This is a genomic window from Streptomyces sp. NBC_00285, assembly GCF_036174265.1.
Classification (GTDB): domain Bacteria; phylum Actinomycetota; class Actinomycetes; order Streptomycetales; family Streptomycetaceae; genus Streptomyces.
This window is the reverse complement of sequence record NZ_CP108055.1, coordinates 7,646,502-7,662,137: the sequence shown is the minus strand read 5'-3', so window position 1 is coordinate 7,662,137 and position 15,636 is coordinate 7,646,502. Positions and strand designations below refer to the sequence as shown.

The 15,636-nt window shown below is 70.0% G+C and carries 17 protein-coding genes and 1 pseudogene; 1 reads left to right on the top strand and 17 read right to left on the bottom strand.

Annotated elements, in window-relative coordinates; translation table 11 throughout:
• Positions 1-83 precede the first annotated feature (83 nt).
• The 16 genes and pseudogenes from OHT57_RS35460 to proS form a co-directional block, all read right to left on the bottom strand.
• Positions 84-833: pseudogene (locus OHT57_RS35460) on the bottom strand (DNA-processing protein DprA); the annotation flags it as partial.
• 23 nt (positions 834-856) lie between these two features.
• On the bottom strand, positions 857-2,482 hold the full coding sequence (locus OHT57_RS35455; RefSeq protein ID WP_328750841.1) for a YifB family Mg chelatase-like AAA ATPase: 1,626 nt from the start codon (positions 2,480-2,482) through the stop codon (positions 857-859).
• Between the two features lies 1 nt (position 2,483).
• Positions 2,484-2,846 carry a YraN family protein gene (locus tag OHT57_RS35450; RefSeq protein ID WP_328750840.1) on the bottom strand — a complete coding sequence of 121 codons (363 nt, stop codon included), beginning with the start codon at positions 2,844-2,846 and terminating at the stop codon, positions 2,484-2,486.
• Between the two features lie 119 nt (positions 2,847-2,965).
• Positions 2,966-3,274, bottom strand: a complete 309-nt coding sequence (locus OHT57_RS35445; protein ID WP_003965949.1) for a DUF2469 domain-containing protein — start codon at positions 3,272-3,274, stop codon at positions 2,966-2,968.
• Positions 3,275-3,330: 56 nt separating this feature from the next.
• Positions 3,331-3,855 carry an NUDIX hydrolase gene (locus tag OHT57_RS35440; RefSeq protein WP_328750839.1) on the bottom strand — a complete coding sequence of 175 codons (525 nt, stop codon included), beginning with the start codon at positions 3,853-3,855 and terminating at the stop codon, positions 3,331-3,333.
• Entirely contained in the window at positions 3,845-4,621 is a 777-nt protein-coding gene (lepB, locus tag OHT57_RS35435) for a signal peptidase I (protein WP_328750838.1), read from the bottom strand. The genes OHT57_RS35440 and lepB (OHT57_RS35435) overlap by 11 nt, the downstream gene beginning before the upstream one ends.
• A gap of 117 nt (positions 4,622-4,738) precedes the next feature.
• Positions 4,739-5,722, bottom strand: a complete 984-nt coding sequence (gene lepB, locus OHT57_RS35430; RefSeq protein WP_328750836.1) for a signal peptidase I — start codon at positions 5,720-5,722, stop codon at positions 4,739-4,741.
• Positions 5,610-6,707: a signal peptidase I gene (gene lepB, locus OHT57_RS35425; protein ID WP_328750835.1), complete on the bottom strand. Its 1,098-nt coding sequence runs from the start codon at positions 6,705-6,707 to the stop codon at positions 5,610-5,612. The genes lepB (OHT57_RS35430) and lepB (OHT57_RS35425) overlap by 113 nt, the downstream gene beginning before the upstream one ends.
• Entirely contained in the window at positions 6,700-7,407 is a 708-nt protein-coding gene (gene lepB / locus OHT57_RS35420; protein WP_328750834.1) for a signal peptidase I, read from the bottom strand. Before lepB (OHT57_RS35420) ends, lepB (OHT57_RS35425) begins: the two co-directional genes overlap by 8 nt.
• A 45-nt stretch (positions 7,408-7,452) precedes the next feature.
• Positions 7,453-7,803: a 50S ribosomal protein L19 gene (gene rplS / locus OHT57_RS35415; RefSeq protein ID WP_328750833.1), complete on the bottom strand. Its 351-nt coding sequence runs from the start codon at positions 7,801-7,803 to the stop codon at positions 7,453-7,455.
• 134 nt (positions 7,804-7,937) lie between these two features.
• Positions 7,938-8,771, bottom strand: coding sequence for a tRNA (guanosine(37)-N1)-methyltransferase TrmD (gene trmD / locus OHT57_RS35410; RefSeq protein ID WP_328750832.1), 834 nt, complete (start codon positions 8,769-8,771; stop codon positions 7,938-7,940).
• On the bottom strand, positions 8,768-9,313 hold the full coding sequence (gene rimM, locus OHT57_RS35405) for a ribosome maturation factor RimM (protein WP_328750831.1): 546 nt from the start codon (positions 9,311-9,313) through the stop codon (positions 8,768-8,770). The genes trmD and rimM overlap by 4 nt, the downstream gene beginning before the upstream one ends.
• An 82-nt stretch (positions 9,314-9,395) precedes the next feature.
• On the bottom strand, positions 9,396-9,635 hold the full coding sequence (locus tag OHT57_RS35400; RefSeq protein WP_005479813.1) for an RNA-binding protein: 240 nt from the start codon (positions 9,633-9,635) through the stop codon (positions 9,396-9,398).
• A 2-nt stretch (positions 9,636-9,637) separates the two neighbouring features.
• Positions 9,638-10,057, bottom strand: a complete 420-nt coding sequence (gene rpsP, locus OHT57_RS35395; RefSeq protein WP_328750830.1) for a 30S ribosomal protein S16 — start codon at positions 10,055-10,057, stop codon at positions 9,638-9,640.
• Positions 10,058-10,311: 254 nt separating this feature from the next.
• Positions 10,312-10,914 carry a hypothetical protein gene (locus OHT57_RS35390; protein ID WP_007384963.1) on the bottom strand — a complete coding sequence of 201 codons (603 nt, stop codon included), beginning with the start codon at positions 10,912-10,914 and terminating at the stop codon, positions 10,312-10,314.
• 260 nt (positions 10,915-11,174) lie between these two features.
• Positions 11,175-12,590 carry a proline--tRNA ligase gene (proS, locus tag OHT57_RS35385; RefSeq protein WP_328750829.1) on the bottom strand — a complete coding sequence of 472 codons (1,416 nt, stop codon included), beginning with the start codon at positions 12,588-12,590 and terminating at the stop codon, positions 11,175-11,177.
• A gap of 196 nt (positions 12,591-12,786) precedes the next feature.
• Between proS and OHT57_RS35380 the strand changes: the two genes are divergently transcribed.
• Positions 12,787-13,641 carry an SAM-dependent methyltransferase gene (locus OHT57_RS35380; protein ID WP_328750828.1) on the top strand — a complete coding sequence of 285 codons (855 nt, stop codon included), beginning with the start codon at positions 12,787-12,789 and terminating at the stop codon, positions 13,639-13,641.
• On the opposite strand, the gene ftsH is transcribed toward OHT57_RS35380, so the two are convergent.
• Positions 13,638-15,578: an ATP-dependent zinc metalloprotease FtsH gene (gene ftsH, locus OHT57_RS35375; protein WP_328750827.1), complete on the bottom strand. Its 1,941-nt coding sequence runs from the start codon at positions 15,576-15,578 to the stop codon at positions 13,638-13,640. The genes OHT57_RS35380 and ftsH overlap by 4 nt on opposite strands.
• Positions 15,579-15,636 lie beyond the last annotated feature (58 nt).

Below are 15,636 nucleotides of genomic sequence, written 5' to 3'. Positions count from 1 at the left end.
ATCTCGACTGGGGGCCGCCGACCTACGGTCGGCGGCCCCCAGTCGCGAGCCTTCTAACTCACCCTATCCAGCGATAGCGCCACACCTGTTGCACTCGCTATCGTCGTCGTCACCGGCTCTGAGCTGCGCGAAGTGCCCTGGACAAGCTTCACGACGCATGTCACCCCCAGAGAAGGTCGGATCACTCTGTTGCGCAACACGAATCTGCTGGGTGTCGGATGGTCACCGGGCGGCAACTCCCCGATCACCAGGCCCTGTTCCGCGATCCTGGTGATCAACTGGGTGTGTCCGCGCGGGTAGGGCCGGTCGACCCCGCAGGCCAGCACCGCGACGGTGGCACCGCCGGCGCCGAGGGCGCCACGGTGGGCGGCGCCGTCGACCCCGTAGGCGCCGCCGGACACGACGACCCATCCGCGTTCGGCGAGCCCGGTGCCGAGGGTGGCCGCCATGTGGGCCCCGTACTCGGTACAGGCACGGGCCCCCACCACGGCGACCGACCTGAGCGCCCACATCCGCAGGTTGGGCCGCCCGCGCACCCACAGCCCGAGCGGGCGAGCGTCCCCGAGGTCGTCGAGCTGCCCCGGCCACTCGCCGGCTCCGGGAACGACGAACCGCGCGCCGGCCGCGTACGCGACGGCCAGATCCCGGTCCGGCTCGGCCACCCGCGCCCGGGCCCGCAGTCCTTCCCACCGCTTCTCCCCCACCCCCGGCAACGGCTTCCCGGCGCCCCGCAACCGCGAGGCGACCTCCCGCACGCCCCATTCCCGGACCCACCGTCCCCCGGTCTCGTCCCCGGGCTCGACGACCCGAGCGAGAAAGACCCGCTCGAGCATCTCGTCGTCGGGTCCGTCGGCGCTCACGTCAGTGCCCCGAGGGCCATGGGCACGCCCCGCGGTACCCCGGTGCGCAGTTGCAGCGCCAGGGCGACGTCCGTCGCATCCGGACGGTCGTGTCCGACGAGGTCCGCGACCGTCCAGGCGACCCGTAGGACGCGGTCGAGTCCGCGGGCGGTCAGCACGCCTCTTTCCAGATTGCGCTCGGCGTCGTCCATCGCCCCGGACACGGCGTGCCAGCGGCTTCGCAGCTCGCGACCGGGCACCTCGCCGTTGATCCGCCATGGAGTTCCGGCCAACCGTGTCGCCGCCCGTTCCCTGGCCGCCCGCACCCGGTCTGCGACCACCTGGGTCGACTCACCCCGGGCGCCCCGCCCGGCAAGCTGGTCGCGCGTGACGCGGTCCACCTGCACCCGCAGGTCGACCCGGTCGAGCAGCGGACCGGAGAGCCTCGCCTGGTAGCGGCGGATCGCCGAGGGCGGGCACTCGCAGAAGTCGTCGGTCTGCGAGAACCGACCGCAGGGGCACGGATTCGCGGCGAGCACCATCAGGAACTTCGCCGGAAACCGTACGACGCCCGCGCTGCGCGCGATCACCACGTGCCCCGCCTCCAGCGGCTGCCGCAGCGCGTCGAGGGCCCGGGTGGCGAACTCGGGTGTCTCGTCGAGGAACAGCACGCCTCGATGCGAGAGCGAGACGGCACCGGGGCGGGCGACACCGGCCCCGCCGCCGACGAGGGCCTGCATGGTGGCCGAGTGGTGCGGGGCGCAGTAGGGGGCGACGTCGATCAGGGGCTTGCCCGGCGGCAGCAGGCCCGCCACCGAGTGCACCGCCGTCACCTCGAGCGACTCCTCCCGGAGCAGCCGGGGCAGCACCGCGGGCAGCCGCTCGGCGAGCATCGTCTTGCCCGCGCCGGGCGGCCCCTCCAGAAATAGGTGATGGCCGCCGGCCGCCGCGACCTCCACCGCCGTCCGCGCCGAGAGCTGACCGATGACGTCCGCCAGGTCGTGCCCGTGGTCCTGGTGAGCGGCTCCTGCGGTGTGCATTCCGGTGGCGGCGCCGGTGCCCGGAACGCGCAGGCCCGCCAGCAGCGGATCGGGGCGGCCCGGCTCATGTGGTTCCTCGTCGGGCACCGGTTCGTCCGTGAGGACCGCGATCAGCTGCCGGAGACTGCGCACGCCCAGGACGGAGACCCCGGGTACCAGCGAGGCCTCGGCGGCGGCGCACTCCGGCACGACGACCTGTTCGTAGCCGGAGTCGGCGGCGGCCAGTACCGCAGGCAGGATGCCCCGGACAGGACGGACCCGGCCGTCCAGGCCCAGTTCCCCGATCATCACGATGTCGGCGAGCGCGCGCGGGTCGATCCGTTCGGAGGCGCCCAGCACGGCGCACGCGATGGCGAGGTCGAACCCCGAACCGGCTTTGGGCACCGATGCCGGGCTGAGCCCCACTGTGAGTTTCTTCTGGGGCCATTCACCACCCGAGTTCACGACGGCGGCCCTGACCCGGTCACGGCTCTCCGTCAGGCTCTTGTCGGGCAGTCCCACCAGGGTGAAGGCGGCGACTCCGGGCTCCAGGTCCGCCTGGACCTCGACCACGACCCCTTCGACGCCCACCAGGGCCACCGAGCATGTGCGAGCGAAACCCATCTCAGGCCACCCCCCGCGCGTGCTCGACCACGGGTGCGCCGCGCTGCGGCAGGACCACACCCACGAGGTCGATGCGCACGCCTCCCGGCGGTGCCCCTCCGTGGGCGTGGATCCAGCATGCGGCGAGGCCCCGCAGGCGTTCCGCCTTCTGGGGGGTCACCGCGGCCATGGGGTGCTCGAAGGCACCCACCCGCCGCGTCTTGACCTCGCAGACGACCAGGACCTCCCCGTCCTGCGCCACGATGTCGATCTCGCCGGTCCTGCCACAGCGCCAGTTGCGCTCCAGGACCGTCATCCCCGCCTCGGTCAGCCGCCTCGCGGCCAGACTCTCGCCGTACTTGCCGAGTGCACTGCGTGCGTTCATGTCGGCACCACCTCCGGCGCCAACGATCACGCAGGCCCGTCCACCGTGTTGATCTTGGTGGACTACTCACCGGTTGTGGAAAACCCCGTCACCCACAAGGGTGCCGACGCGAGCACCCGTCACCCGCCCGGCAGCTCCAGATCACTCTTGTTCAGCTCCTCGATGTTCACGTCCTTGAACGTCAACACCCGGACCTGCTTCACGAAGCGAGCCGGCCGATACATGTCCCACACCCATGCATCTGCCATGGACACCTCGAAGAACACCTCACCCTGGACCGAGTGCACCTGCATCTCGTAGTCGTTGGTCAGGTAGAAGCGCCGTTCGGTCTCGATCACGTATTTGAACAGACCGACGACATCGCGGTACTCCCGGTAGAGCTTGAGCTCCATCTCGGTCTCGTACTTCTCGAGGTCCTCGGCGCTCATGGCATGTTCCCCTTCACCCGTGCGATCCCACTATTGTGCGTCAGCCCCGACAGCCCCTAGACGATTTCGGTGTCGAGGGTCACGGGCCCGGCCGGGGGACCTTCGTCGAGCAGCCTGCGCAGCAGCTCGGCGAGTCTGGTCGGATACACCGTCTCATGTGCCCGGGTCAGTTCCTGACACGTCCACCAGCGCGCTCCGGCGACACTTCGCCGCTCCAGCTCGGTGAGGGCCGTCGCCTCGATGGCCGTCTGCGTCGTACGGGCCAGGTAGTACCACTCGTCCTGGTCCCAGCGGCGGCCCGCGAACGGGAAGGAGCACGTCCGGCGCCACAGCACCGGCCCCAGCTCCACCTCGGTGATGCCGGTCTCCTCAAGGAGTTCCCTCAGCGCGGCCTCTTCACGGGTCTCGTCGCCCTCCAGTCCACCGCCGGGCGTGAACCACCAGTCGTCGGCCGGGTCGTCCGGTTCGTGCCCGTGCAGGAGCAGGATGCGGTCCTCGGGGTCGAGCAGGACCACCCGGGACACCTTGCGCAGTTCGCCGTCGAACGCGTGCTCGGAAGGGGCCGGCACCTCAGCGGGCACCGGCGGGCTCCGTCCGGGCGGCGGGGCGCCGCCTGGTGAAGAGCTTGGCGACCGGCCCGTACGCCCCGCCGCCCAGTACCAGCACCGCGCCGGCGACGATCATCGCGACGATGATGCGCAGCGGACCGGGTGAGGAGAGTGCGCCGAGCGGTTCGAAGCCGGTCGGGCTCTCCAGCATGCCCTTCATGGGCCAGACGACGGCGTCCACGCGGGCGCTCACGGCCGAGCGGGCGACGGTGCCCTGGGCGGCGTCGGTGAGGTGGGCGGAGGAGTCCAGTGAGCCCTGGCGCTCGTCGCCGAGAAGAAAGAGGCGGTTTTGGGGCACCTTCACGGTCGGGATGGACTTGTCCTCGACCACGCTGCCCTTGAGATACGTCTCGTCGATCTTCTTGCCGTTGACGGTCAGCTTCCCGTCGGTGCAGCAGGAGACCGTGTCGCCGCCGATCGCGACGACGCGCTTGACCACGGGGGCGTTGCTCACCCAGTTCTGGTCGGTGAAGACGACGACGTCGCCCCGGCGTATCTCGTCGCCGTCGACGCGCTGCGCGAGCACCCGGTCACCCGCGTCGATCGTGGGCGTCATCGAGCCGGTGGGCACGGTGTACGGCCGGTACAGGACCGCGCCCCAGGCGAATCCCCCGAGGAACAGCACAATGCCCAGTGCGACGGCCAGGCCGGACAGTCGCTGTCCGGTCCGGCTGCCCACCGGGCCCGTGCTGGTGCCGCCGCGGTGCGGGGCCGTACGTGTAGTGCTCTCGCCACCCATGGACCCGCACCCTACCGGGCGGTACCGGAGCGGGTCAGCCCCTCCCGCCCGGCCGTGGGGACAAGCTCCGCAAAGCTTTCACCAGGTCGCGTGGCATCCCACAGGACCTTGCTGCGATCAGCGGGTGGGCTCCGTCGCGGCCTTCCTGCGGCGCCACAGCGCCACCGGCAGCACACCGACGAGGGCGATCCCCTGCGGCGCGACCGTCAGGGCGGCGGACGCCGACGCCTGGTCGTTGATACCGGCCTGGTCGAAGGTGTCCGGCTTCGGCAGGGTGTCCCAGCGGTTGATCGGCCAGGCCTTCACGACGGCGCGACCGACGACCTCCTTGACCGGGACCATGCCGTGGTGCGCGTCCGACTGGTTGTACCGGGAGTCCCGGGAGTTCTGGCGGTGGTCGCCCATCACCCAGATGTAGCCCTTGGGAACCTTCACGGTGAACTGGCCACCCTGGTCGTCCTGGCTGCACGGGGTGTTGCCCGCGTAGACGTACGACGACTCGCTGAGCGCATGGCCGTTGACCTTCAGCGGACCGGTGCCCTCGCAGGAGACGGTGTCGCCGCCCACGCCGATGACGCGCTTGATGAGGTCCTTCTCCTCGGCGGAGGGCATCAGACCGATCCAGGAGAGGAACGTCTGTACGGCGTTCGGGTCCGCCGTCGGCTCGCCCGCCAGCCAGTTGTCGGGGTCGTGGAAGACGACGACCTCGCCGCGCTCGGGCTTGGACCCGAACCACGGGGTGAGCTTGTCGACCAGAACGCGGTCGCCCTGCTGGAGGGTGTTCTGCATCGAGTCCGACGGGATCGAGAAGGCCTGCACCAGGAACGTCTTGATCAGCAGCGCCAGCACGAGCGCGATGCCGATCAGGATGGGCAGCTCCTTCCAGAAGGAGCGTGGCTTCTTCGCCCGGGGTGCCTCGCCGCCCGGCCCGTGTTCGTCCGTCCTGGGAGCCTCTCCAGCCGTCGTATCGTCCTCGGTCGCCCCGGAGTCACTCCCGGAGGTCACGGCGCTGTCCGCGGCCGGGTCGGCTGCTTCCACGGGGTGTCCGCGGTGCTCCTCGCCGTCGTGCCCGGATCGTGCGCCAACCGCCACATCCCCCACGCCAACTCCTTACTCTGTGCCGCCGCCTGCCCCAAGTACGGCGCAGGCCCACCACTCCCATAACGAGCGGGAGTTCCGCAGGGCTCGGGAGTTGGATCGCTTCGTTCGGATCGTCGGGTGCAACCCTAAGCGACGCCTGGGAGGCTGCGGTCGCCGCGGCCGTCGAGTCGGCAATGGAAGAGTAAGTTTTCGGCTCTTTCAGCGAGGTCCAGTGCCCGAAGGGCCAGGCGATGACCATGGCCCGCCCCACGACGGAGTTCAGGGAGACGGTTCCGCCGTAGTCGGTGTTCTGGTGGAAGCGGGAGTCCGCGGAGTTGGCGCGGTGGTCGCCCATCACCCACAGCCGCCCCTGGGGGACGGTGATGTCGAACTCCTGGATGGATGGGGCGTTTCCGGGATACAGGTAGTCGGTCTCGCTCAGGGGAACGCCGTTGACGGTCACCCGTCCCTCTGTGTCACAGCACTTGACGCGGTCGCCACCGACGCCGACAACCCGCTTGATCAGGTCCTTCTCGTTGTCGGACGGCAGCAGGCCGATGAAGGTGAGCCCTTCCTTGACCTGCTTGACGACGACGGGGTCGTTCTTCTTCGTCGTGGTCTGCTCGTCCTGGAGCCAGCCGCCGGGGTCCTTGAAGACGACGACGTCCCCGCGCTGAGGCTCGGAGCCGAACCACGGGGTGAACTTGTCGACCAGGACCCGGTCGCCGATCCGGATCGTCTGCTCCATGGAGCCGGACGGGATCACGAACGCCTGCACGAGGAACGTCTTGAGGACCAGGGCAATGAGGACCGCGACGCCGACGAGGAGGGGTATCTCCTTGACGGCACCACGCCGTCGGCGGCGCTTGACCTTGCGCTGGAGATGGCGCCGCTCCGCGCGTGAGCGGCCGCTGCCGGCGGAACTGGAGGAGCGCCGGACACCGGTGGGCAGCGGATTGTCAGCGGCGTCGCTCGACACACCGCGCGGTCGGCCGCGGTTACCCATGCGCTCCCTCCGCTTCGGGCACGCGCGCGTAGGCGGCGGAACGGTGCAGGCGGGTGGCGTGGCCGGCGGGCCAGACGATCCAGTCGGCCCGGCCGAGGACGTCCTCGACGGGGATCATGCCGCCGCCCGGTGAGCCCAGGTGGTCCCGGGAGTCGCTGGAGATGCTGCGGTGGTCACCGAGGAGGAACAGGGCGCCGTCGGGCACCTCCACGTCGAAGGGCACAGAGGAGGGGCTGTCGTCCGGGTACAGGAAGCCCGACTCGTCGACCGACCGGCCGTTCACCTCGATCCTCCCCTTCTTGTCGCAGCACACCACGTGGTCTCCCCCCACACCCACAACGCGTTTGACGTAGTCCCCGTCCCCGAAATACCCGGTTCCGTCGAACACCACCACATCACCGCGCTGCGGATCGGAACCGAAACGGTACGCCAACCTATTTACGAGAACCCGGTCCCCGATCCTCAATCCGTTTTCCATGGATCCGCTAGGAATCTGGAAAGGTCTGACCACGAACGTGCTGAGGAGCAGAAGAAAGACCAGGCAGAGCAGCAGAGTCAGGGAGACCCAGCCGCCGGGCATCCACTCGGTGATCCGCGCTGCCCGCCTGGGCACCAACGCGAAACGCGACCGTCCCTCCGCGGCCCCTGGTTCAGGGCGGGAGGAGCGGTCGCGCTCCGTAGGCTGTGCTTCGGTGTCCATCGGGGCCAGATGCTATCCGGCCCCGCTGTGACGCCCGAAAAGCGCTTACCTGTCGCGCTTCTCCTTGATCTTCGCGGCCTTGCCGCGGAGCTCGCGCAGGTAGTACAGCTTGGCGCGACGCACGTCACCGCGGCTGACCAGCTCGATCTTCTCGACGATCGGGGTGTGCACCGGGAAGGTGCGCTCGACGCCGACGGAGAACGAGACCTTGCGGACCGTGAAGGTCTCACGGACACCGGCGCCCTGGCGACGGATGACTACGCCCTTGAACTGCTGCACACGGGAGCGGTTGCCCTCGATGACGCGGACGTGGACGTTGACGGTGTCACCCGGGCGGAACGCGGGGACGTCGCTGCGCAGCGACGCGGCGTCGACGGAGTCGAGCAGGTGGGACATTTCATCTGCTTTCTTCACCCATGCCACAGGTCATAGGCGGTAGTTAGGTGTTTCGTGAGGATGCTGTCCGTGTCGGGGCGGGCGTCGTGTCCCCCTGTGGCAGGGGCGCACGCCGGACGACGCACGACAGCGTCCTAGTCTCCCATGCCTTCCGGCCTGCGCCAAAATCGGCCGTACGGCTCCCCCGCCGGGTCCGGCGCCCAGCCAAGGATGGAGAGCATCTCGCGGTCCTTCTTGTCGAAGCCCTTGGGATCGCAGCGCTCGATCAGGTCGGGCCGGTGGGCCGCCGTACGCCTGAGGGCCTCGTCACGGCGCCAGCGGGCGATCTTGCCGTGGTGCCCGCTGAGCAGCACGTCCGGGATGCCGCGGCCGCGCCACTCGGGCGGCTTGGTGTAGACGGGCCCCTCCAGGAGGTTGGCCATGGCGCCGGGCGCGAAGGAGTCGTCCTGGTGCGACTCGGCGTTGCCGAGGACTCCGGGCAGCAGTCGGGCCACCGCCTCCGTGATCACCAGTACGGCCGCCTCGCCGCCGGCGAGGACGTAGTCACCGATGGACACCTCGAAGACGGGCATCCTGGTGGCGTACTCGTCGATGACCCGGCGGTCGATGCCCTCGTAGCGCGCGGGCGCGAAGACCAGCCAGGGAAGCTCGGAGAGCTCGACGGCGAGTTCCTGGGTGAAGGGGCGGCCGCTCGGGGTGGGGACGACGAGGGCGGGTGTGTGGGAGCCCGACTCGTATCCGTCCGCGAGCGCCGAGTCCAGCGCCTCGCCCCAGGGGCCGGTCTTCATGACCATGCCGGGGCCGCCGCCGTACGGGGTGTCGTCGACGGTGTTGTGGCGGTCGTACGTCCACGCGCGCAGGTCGTGGATCCGCACGTTCAGCTGTCCACGCGCGCGTGCCTTGCCGACGAGGGAGACGTTCAGGGGGTCGAGGTACTCCGGGAAGATGGTGACGACGTCGAGCCTCATGCGTCGTCTTCCCTGGTCGACGCGATCTCCGCCTGGTCGTCGATCAACCCGGGCGGGGGCGTGATGACCGCACGCTGCGCCTCCAGGTCGATCTCGCTGACGATCTCCTCCACGAAGGGGATGAGCACCTCGCTGCCGTCGGGCCGCTCGACGATGAAGAGGTCCTGGGAGGGCAGATGCGAGATCTCGGTGATCCGTCCGACCTCGACGCCGTCCGCGGTGACCACGTCCAGGTCCATCAGCTGGTGGTCGTAGTACTCGCCCTCCTCCTCGGGGAGCTCCTCCGGGTCCACCTCGGCGATCAGGAGGGTGTTGCGCAGCGCCTCGGCGCCGGTGCGGTCCTTCACGCCCTCGAAGCGCAGAAGGAGGCGACCACTGTGGACGCGGCCCGTCTCGATGGTGAGGGGGCCCGTGGCGGCGGGGTCCGTGAGCAGTACGGCACCGGGCCCGAGCCGCAGCTCCGGCTCGTCGGTGCGGACCTCAACGGTGACCTCGCCCTTGATCCCGTGGGCGCGGCCGATGCGAGCGACTACCAGCTGCACTGTGCTTGATCTCCTGTAGGTACGACTACGGGCCGGGGACGGCCCATCGGCCCTCCCCGGCCCGAGCCGGTGCTGCGTTGCGTCAGCGGACGTGGTCGACGTCGACGAGGTCGACGCGGACACCACGGCCGCCGATGGCGCCCACGACGGTGCGCAGGGCGCGTGCGGTGCGGCCGTTGCGGCCGATCACCTTGCCGAGGTCGTCCGGGTGGACCCGGACCTCCAGCACCCGTCCGCGGCGCAGGTCGCGCGAGGCGACCTGCACATCGTCAGGGTTGTCGACGATGCCCTTCACGAGGTGCTCGAGAGCCTCCTCGAGCATGCTCAGGCCTCGGTCGACTCGGACTCGGCGGCAGCCTCGTCCTTCTTCTCAGCCTTCTTCTTCTGGGTGATGGCCTCACCCTTGCCCTCGTCCTCGCCGCCGAGGGCGTCGAACACGGGGCGCGCGGCCTTCGGAGCGGCCACGAGCAGCGGAGCAGGGGCGGGCAGGCCCTTGAACTTCTGCCAGTCGCCGGTCAGCTTGAGGATGGCGAGAACCGGCTCGGTCGGCTGCGCGCCGACACCCAGCCAGTACTGCGCACGCTCGGTGTCGACCTCGATGCGCGAGGGGTTCTGCACCGGGTGGTACAGGCCGATCTCCTCGATCGCACGACCGTCACGACGGGTGCGGGAGTCGGCGACGACGATGCGGTAGTGAGGCGAACGGATCTTGCCCAGACGCTTCAGCTTGATCTTGACTGCCACGGGAGTGGGTTCTCCTGGTTTTGACGTGGTTGGGCACGGCGAGACTGCCGCGTGGGGTTGCGGTACCCGAGTGCCCGATGGACGCGTCAGCCGGAGGCGAGAGGGTTCCTGTGCGGCTGTCGAGTACAGCTAGCCATTGTGCCACACCCTGCGGCTCGCTCCCGACCGAGGCCGGGTACGCGCATGCCTGAAGGGCACCCGGCGCTCCGGGTGCCCCCGGGCAGGGAACGCGACTGCCACGAGCAGCCGCGGTCTCAGCTCGCCGCCGCGCCCACGATCTCGGGGATCCGGAACGGTTTCCCGCAGCCCCCGCAGACGATCGGCGCCTGGGCCAGGACGGAGGGGACGACTCGTACGTTGCGGCCGCAGTCGCAGACCGCCTTGACCCGGACTCCGCCTCCGGAGGAGCCGTGACGGGCCGCCGGACCCCGGAAGGAGCGGGCGGTGTCGGCGGAGGTCGCCGCCGTGTGGGCCTTGAGGGCGCGCTGGAGCCGCTCGATGGTCGGGCGGTAGCGGCGCTTTGCCTCGGGGGTGAGCGAGACCAGCGAGAAGCCACTGCTGGGGTGCGGCTCCTCGGGGTGGTCCAGGCCCATCTCCTCGGCGATCGCGAGGAATCTGCGGTTGTGGTAGCGGCCGGCGCGGGAGGTGTCGCGAATGCCTCGCGCGGCGGCGATGCCGTGGACTGCCTCGTGAAGCAGTCGCTCGAAGGAGAGCTCGTGACCGCACGCGGACGACGACTCCCCGATCAGGGACTCTGGCGCGGCAAGGTCCGGCAGCTCGGGGTGGTACCGCTGAATGTCGGCCCACGCCTCTGCCAGCTCTGCGGCGAGAACAGGTGGTGTCTGTGTCGTGCTCACGTAATGACAACGAGCCAGAGTGCCCCTGTGTTCCTATTCCGGGCCATCCCAAATAATTTGCACGTACCCGTCAGTTGCCGCTGATGCGTGGAGACGAGGGCGGGTGCGCTGATCTGCGGAGAAGCCTCACAGCTCATACCAAGCCGGTGCGTAGTGTGAGGTACGCCCCGGCACGTAGATCGCGTCCACGCGCCGGGGCCGCTGGGATCGGCGGGTGCGCAAGGGGCGTTTCGGTCGCTCTCGCGACGGAGCGCGCTGCCTCAGTAGGAGCGTGCCACCACTGCGACGTTACCGGGGGCGTCGTCGGTTCCCGGCACCGACCCGTCGTCCGCGACCAGACACCGTACGGTCACCGCGTGCGCGGCCAGCCTGGCCTCGCCTTCTGTGCCGAGGGTGGCCCACGGGATCCGCGCCCAGCCGCCGGCGACGGCGACCTCGACGGCTTCCTCGTAGGTCGACACGTCGGCCGTACGGGACTCGCGGCGCTCGCGGGACTGGGCCAGCAGCAGCGCCTGGTCCTCCTCGAGGGCGGCGGGGAGCAGGCGTACGAGATCGTCGACGGCGACCGCCTCCTTGCCTCCCGGAATCCGGCGCACCACCATCGCGGTGCCGTTCTCCAGGTCACGGGGCCCGACCTCGACGCGGACCGGTACACCCTTGAGCTCCCAGTCGACCGCGCGGCGGCCGAAGGGGGTGTCGGTGCGGTCGTCGACGTGGACGCGCAGGCCCGCCGCCTTCAGCCGGGCGGCGATGTCGCGGACCTTGGCCAGAACCGGTTCGTCGCCCTTGATGGCCAGAACCACCACCTGGATCTGCGCCAGCCGCGGCGGGACCCGGAGGCCGTTGTCGTCGCCGTGCATCATCACGAGGGCGCCGATCATGCGGGTGGTCGAACCCCAGGAGGTCTGCCAGACGAGTTCCTGGGTGCCCTCCTTCGACAGGTACGAGGTGTTGAAGGCCTTGGCGAAGTTCTGGCCCAGCTCATGGCTGGTGGCCATCTGGAGGGCCTTGCCGTCGCCCATCATGCCTTCGAGCGTGAGGGTGTTGACGGCTCCGGCGAAGCGCTCCTTGACGGTCTTGCGGCCGGCGACGACGTCCATGGCGAGGACGTCTCTCATGAAGTCCTCGTAGACCTGCCGGTGGATGCGGGAGGCGAACGCGCGGGCGTCCTCCCTGGTGGCGTGCGCGGTGTGGCCCTCCTGCCACAGGAACTCCGACGTCCTCAGGAAGAGCCGGGGCCGGAGCTCCCAACGCACCACGTTCGCCCACTGGTTGATCAACAGGGGCAGATCGCGGTAGCTCTGCACCCACTTCGCGAAATAGTCGTTGATGATCATCTCGGAGGTGGGGCGGACGACGGCGGGCTCCTCGAGTTCCTTGCCGCCGCCGTGGGTGACCACCGCGAGTTCGGGCGCGAAGCCCTCGACGTGGTCGGCCTCACGGGTGAGGTACGACTGAGGGATCAGCAGCGGGAAGTACGCGTTCTGGGCACCCGTCTCCTTGATGCGGGCGTCCATCTCGGCCTGCATCCGCTCCCACAGCCCGTACCCGTACGGTCGGATGACCATGGTGCCGCGCACCGGACCGTTGTCGGCCAGTTCGGCCTTGCCGACCAGGTCCTGGTACCAGCGCGGAAAGTCGTCCGCCCGGGGCGTGAGAACAGGTGCTTTTGCCATGACGGGATGCTACGGGCCCACGTTGCCGACATGTGAATTCTTTTCTGTCGCACAGCCAACCCACAAGCCGGGCCCTTCAGCCTCTGGACGAGCGGTCGAGTGCGGAGTTACCTGACATACGGGGGAAGTGCGAGCGCACGTCACGGGGTCTACGTAATCGGGCACAGAGACAACTCTCGGATTGGGGCGCTTATCCATGACACCTACGCTCGTGCGGCAGCACCTGTCCCGGACGGCAGATGCGTCCCGTACGGACCTCGGTGCACGCGCGCGTGACTGGTCGGAGATCCAGGAGCGGATGCTGGTTCCGCTGTACGAGGCCGCCTACGAGCGACTCGAAGTGGGCCCGGCGACCCGGCTGTTGGGCCTCGGCTGCGGCAGCGGCCTCGCCCTGCTGATGGCCGCCGCTCGGGGCGCGACAGTCGCCGGCGTCGAGTCTTCCCGTCCCGAGCGGCTGGCTCTCGCGCGGGAGCGGCTGCAGCCGGAGACCCGGGCCACGCGCACGCGTACCGGCACCCGGCTCGTCGACGGACCGGTCGAGAACGCCGCGTTAGCGGCACCCCCGTACACCCTCGTGACCGCCTTCGAGCCGATCGGCTGTCTCGCGGGCGACTCGGAGGGGCTCGGGGAGCTGCTCACCTCGGCGACACCGCTCGCCGGACGAGGGGCGCCCGTGGTGCTCGCCGGCTGGGGTCCGCCGGAGCGGTGCGCCACGTCCACCGTCCTGCGGGTGGCCACCAAGCTGGCGGATCCGCTGCGCAGCAACGGCAGTTGGCGCCCGGCCCGGCGCGACGACCTGGAGGAGGTCGCCCAGCGGGCCGGCCTCAGGCCCGACGGCTCGGGACGGGTGGCCTGTCCCTTCGGGTACTCCGGTCTCGACAGCGCCCTCAAGGGGCTGCTGTCGACGGGGCTGTTCGACGCGGCGATCGCGGCGACCGACCAGGCCCAGGTGGACAAGGAGGTGGCGGAAGCCCTGCATCCGTATCAGCGCCGGGACGGCACGGTGTGGATGCCGAACGTCTTCCGCTATCTGATCGCGCGCGTCCCCTAGGACTCCGTGTCCTTCCTCAGCCGCGTGACCCCGGCGATGCGGTACGCGTCCGCCTCCTCCAGCGTCTCGTTCGCCAGCAGGGCCTGCGCGAGCGCGTCCAGTTGGCCCCGGTGCTCGGTGAGCCGGCGGCACGCCTCCTCGTAGCACTCGTCGACGATCCGTCGCATCTCGCCGTCGATCACGTCGAGGGTCTGGGGCGCGGCGGCGAGGCCGTACGCCTGTTGCGCGTCGCCCGGGAGGGCGGACAGCCGTCCCACCCGCTCGCTCATCCCCCAGCGGGCGACCATCCCGCGCGCGATGTTGGTGACCTGTTCGAGGTCGCTCTCCGCGCCGGTCGTGATGACGCCGTAGACGACCTGCTCGGCCGCCATACCGCCGAGCGCGCCGATGATCCGGCCGCGCAGGTACTCCTCGGTGTACGCGTACTTGTCCGCGTCCGGTGTCGAGAGCGTGACGCCGAGCGCCCTCCCGCGCGGGACGATGGTGATCTTGCGGACGGGGTCGGCGCCGGGCTGGAGCATGCCGAGGAGGGCGTGTCCGCTCTCGTGGTACGCCGTCCTGCGCCGCTCCTCCTCGGGCATCACCAGGGGCCGTTCGGCGCCCAGTTGGACCTTCTCCAGGGCTTCCGAGAGGTCGGCCTGGGTAACCCTCTCCTGCTGGCGCTTGACGGCGAGCAGGGCGGCCTCGTTGGCGAGGTTGGCCAGTTCGGCGCCGGTCATGCCCGGGGTCGTACGGGCGACCTGGGCGAGGTCGACGTCGTCGGCGAGCGGGATCTCGCGGGTGTGGATCTCCAGGATCGCCTCGCGGCCACCGCGGTCCGGGGGCGAGACCATGACCACCCGGTCGAAGCGGCCGGGGCGGGTCAGGGCCGGGTCCAGGACGTCGGCGCGGTTGGTGGCCGCGATGACGATGACGCCCTCCGAGCCCGAGAAGCCGTCCATCTCGGTCAGGATCTGGTTGAGGGTCTGTTCGCGCTCGTCGTGGCCGCCCATGCCGGAGCCGCCGCCGCGGGCTCGGCCGATGGTGTCGATCTCGTCGATGAAGATGATCGACGGTGCCACCTTGCGGGCCTCGGCGAAGAGCTCACGCACGCGTGAGGCTCCGACGCCGACGATCATCTCGATGAACTCGGACGCGGAGGCCGAGAAGAAGGGCACGCCCGCCTCACCGGCCACGGCCCGCGCGAGCAGGGTCTTTCCGGTGCCGGGCGGGCCCGCGAGGAGCACGCCGCGCGGCATCTTGGCGCCCATCCTGCGGTACGCGTCCGGGTTCTTCAGGAAGTCGACGACGTCGTTGAGCTCGCCCTCGACCTCGTCGATGCCGGCCACGTCCTCGAAGGTGGTGCGCTTCGTGCCTTCCTCCAGCTCGACCGGCTTGGGCGGCGCCTTGCGGCCGAGCATGCCGCCCGCGCCGCCCATCCCCGCGCTCATCCGCCGCGCGATGAAGATCCACAGCACGACCAGCAGCAGCATGGGGGCCAGGGAGATCAGCAGGTTGGCCAGGAAACTGCGGTGCTGGACGACCGGCTCGGCGGTGACCGTGACGCCGTGCTTGGTCAGGTCCTGCCAGAGCTGGTCGTCCGCGAAGGTCGGCCGCTCGGTGCTGAACTTGGTGTAGCTGCCGTCGCCCTCGGGGTTGTCCTGCTTCTTCCTGAGCTGGCCCTGGATCGCGTCGCCCTTGGCGTAGATCTTGCTGACGTTGCCGGCGTCGACCTGCTTGCTGAACTCCGTGTAGGAGATCGTCGGCTCGTCGCCCTCGTTGAAGAAGGACAGCACGAGGTTGGCGATCAGGTACACGACCAGCGCGGTGACGATCAGGCTCCACCAGCCGCCGCGCGGCCGGCGCCCGCCCGACGGCGGCTTCGGCGGCTCCTCGGGGGTCCCCTCGGTGCGCCAGGGCTGTTCGGGAGACTTGCGCGGCGGGGCGGGGTTGGTCATATCCGGACGTTACGACATGGACCAACCCCCGGCACACGCAGAGATGAACGCGGTCCTG

Excerpts from the sequence above, each read along its gene's own strand:
- rplS (WP_328750833.1), bottom strand. The coding sequence starts at position 7,803 with ATGTCCCACCTGCTCGACTCCGTCGACGCCGCGTCGCTGCGCAGCGAC.
- proS (WP_328750829.1), bottom strand. The coding sequence starts at position 12,590 with ATGGCAAAAGCACCTGTTCTCACGCCCCGGGCGGACGACTTTCCGCGC.
- OHT57_RS35400 (WP_005479813.1), bottom strand. The coding sequence starts at position 9,635 with ATGCTCGAGGAGGCTCTCGAGCACCTCGTGAAGGGCATCGTCGACAAC.
- trmD (WP_328750832.1), bottom strand. The coding sequence starts at position 8,771 with ATGAGGCTCGACGTCGTCACCATCTTCCCGGAGTACCTCGACCCCCTG.
- OHT57_RS35455 (WP_328750841.1), bottom strand. The coding sequence starts at position 2,482 with ATGGGTTTCGCTCGCACATGCTCGGTGGCCCTGGTGGGCGTCGAAGGG.
- OHT57_RS35450 (WP_328750840.1), bottom strand. The coding sequence starts at position 2,846 with ATGAACGCACGCAGTGCACTCGGCAAGTACGGCGAGAGTCTGGCCGCG.
- lepB (WP_328750838.1), bottom strand. The coding sequence starts at position 4,621 with ATGGGTGGCGAGAGCACTACACGTACGGCCCCGCACCGCGGCGGCACC.
- lepB (WP_328750834.1), bottom strand. The coding sequence starts at position 7,407 with ATGGACACCGAAGCACAGCCTACGGAGCGCGACCGCTCCTCCCGCCCT.
- lepB (WP_328750835.1), bottom strand. The coding sequence starts at position 6,707 with ATGGGTAACCGCGGCCGACCGCGCGGTGTGTCGAGCGACGCCGCTGAC.
- OHT57_RS35445 (WP_003965949.1), bottom strand. The coding sequence starts at position 3,274 with ATGAGCGCCGAGGACCTCGAGAAGTACGAGACCGAGATGGAGCTCAAG.
- ftsH (WP_328750827.1), bottom strand. The coding sequence starts at position 15,578 with ATGACCAACCCCGCCCCGCCGCGCAAGTCTCCCGAACAGCCCTGGCGC.
- OHT57_RS35380 (WP_328750828.1), top strand. The coding sequence starts at position 12,787 with ATGACACCTACGCTCGTGCGGCAGCACCTGTCCCGGACGGCAGATGCG.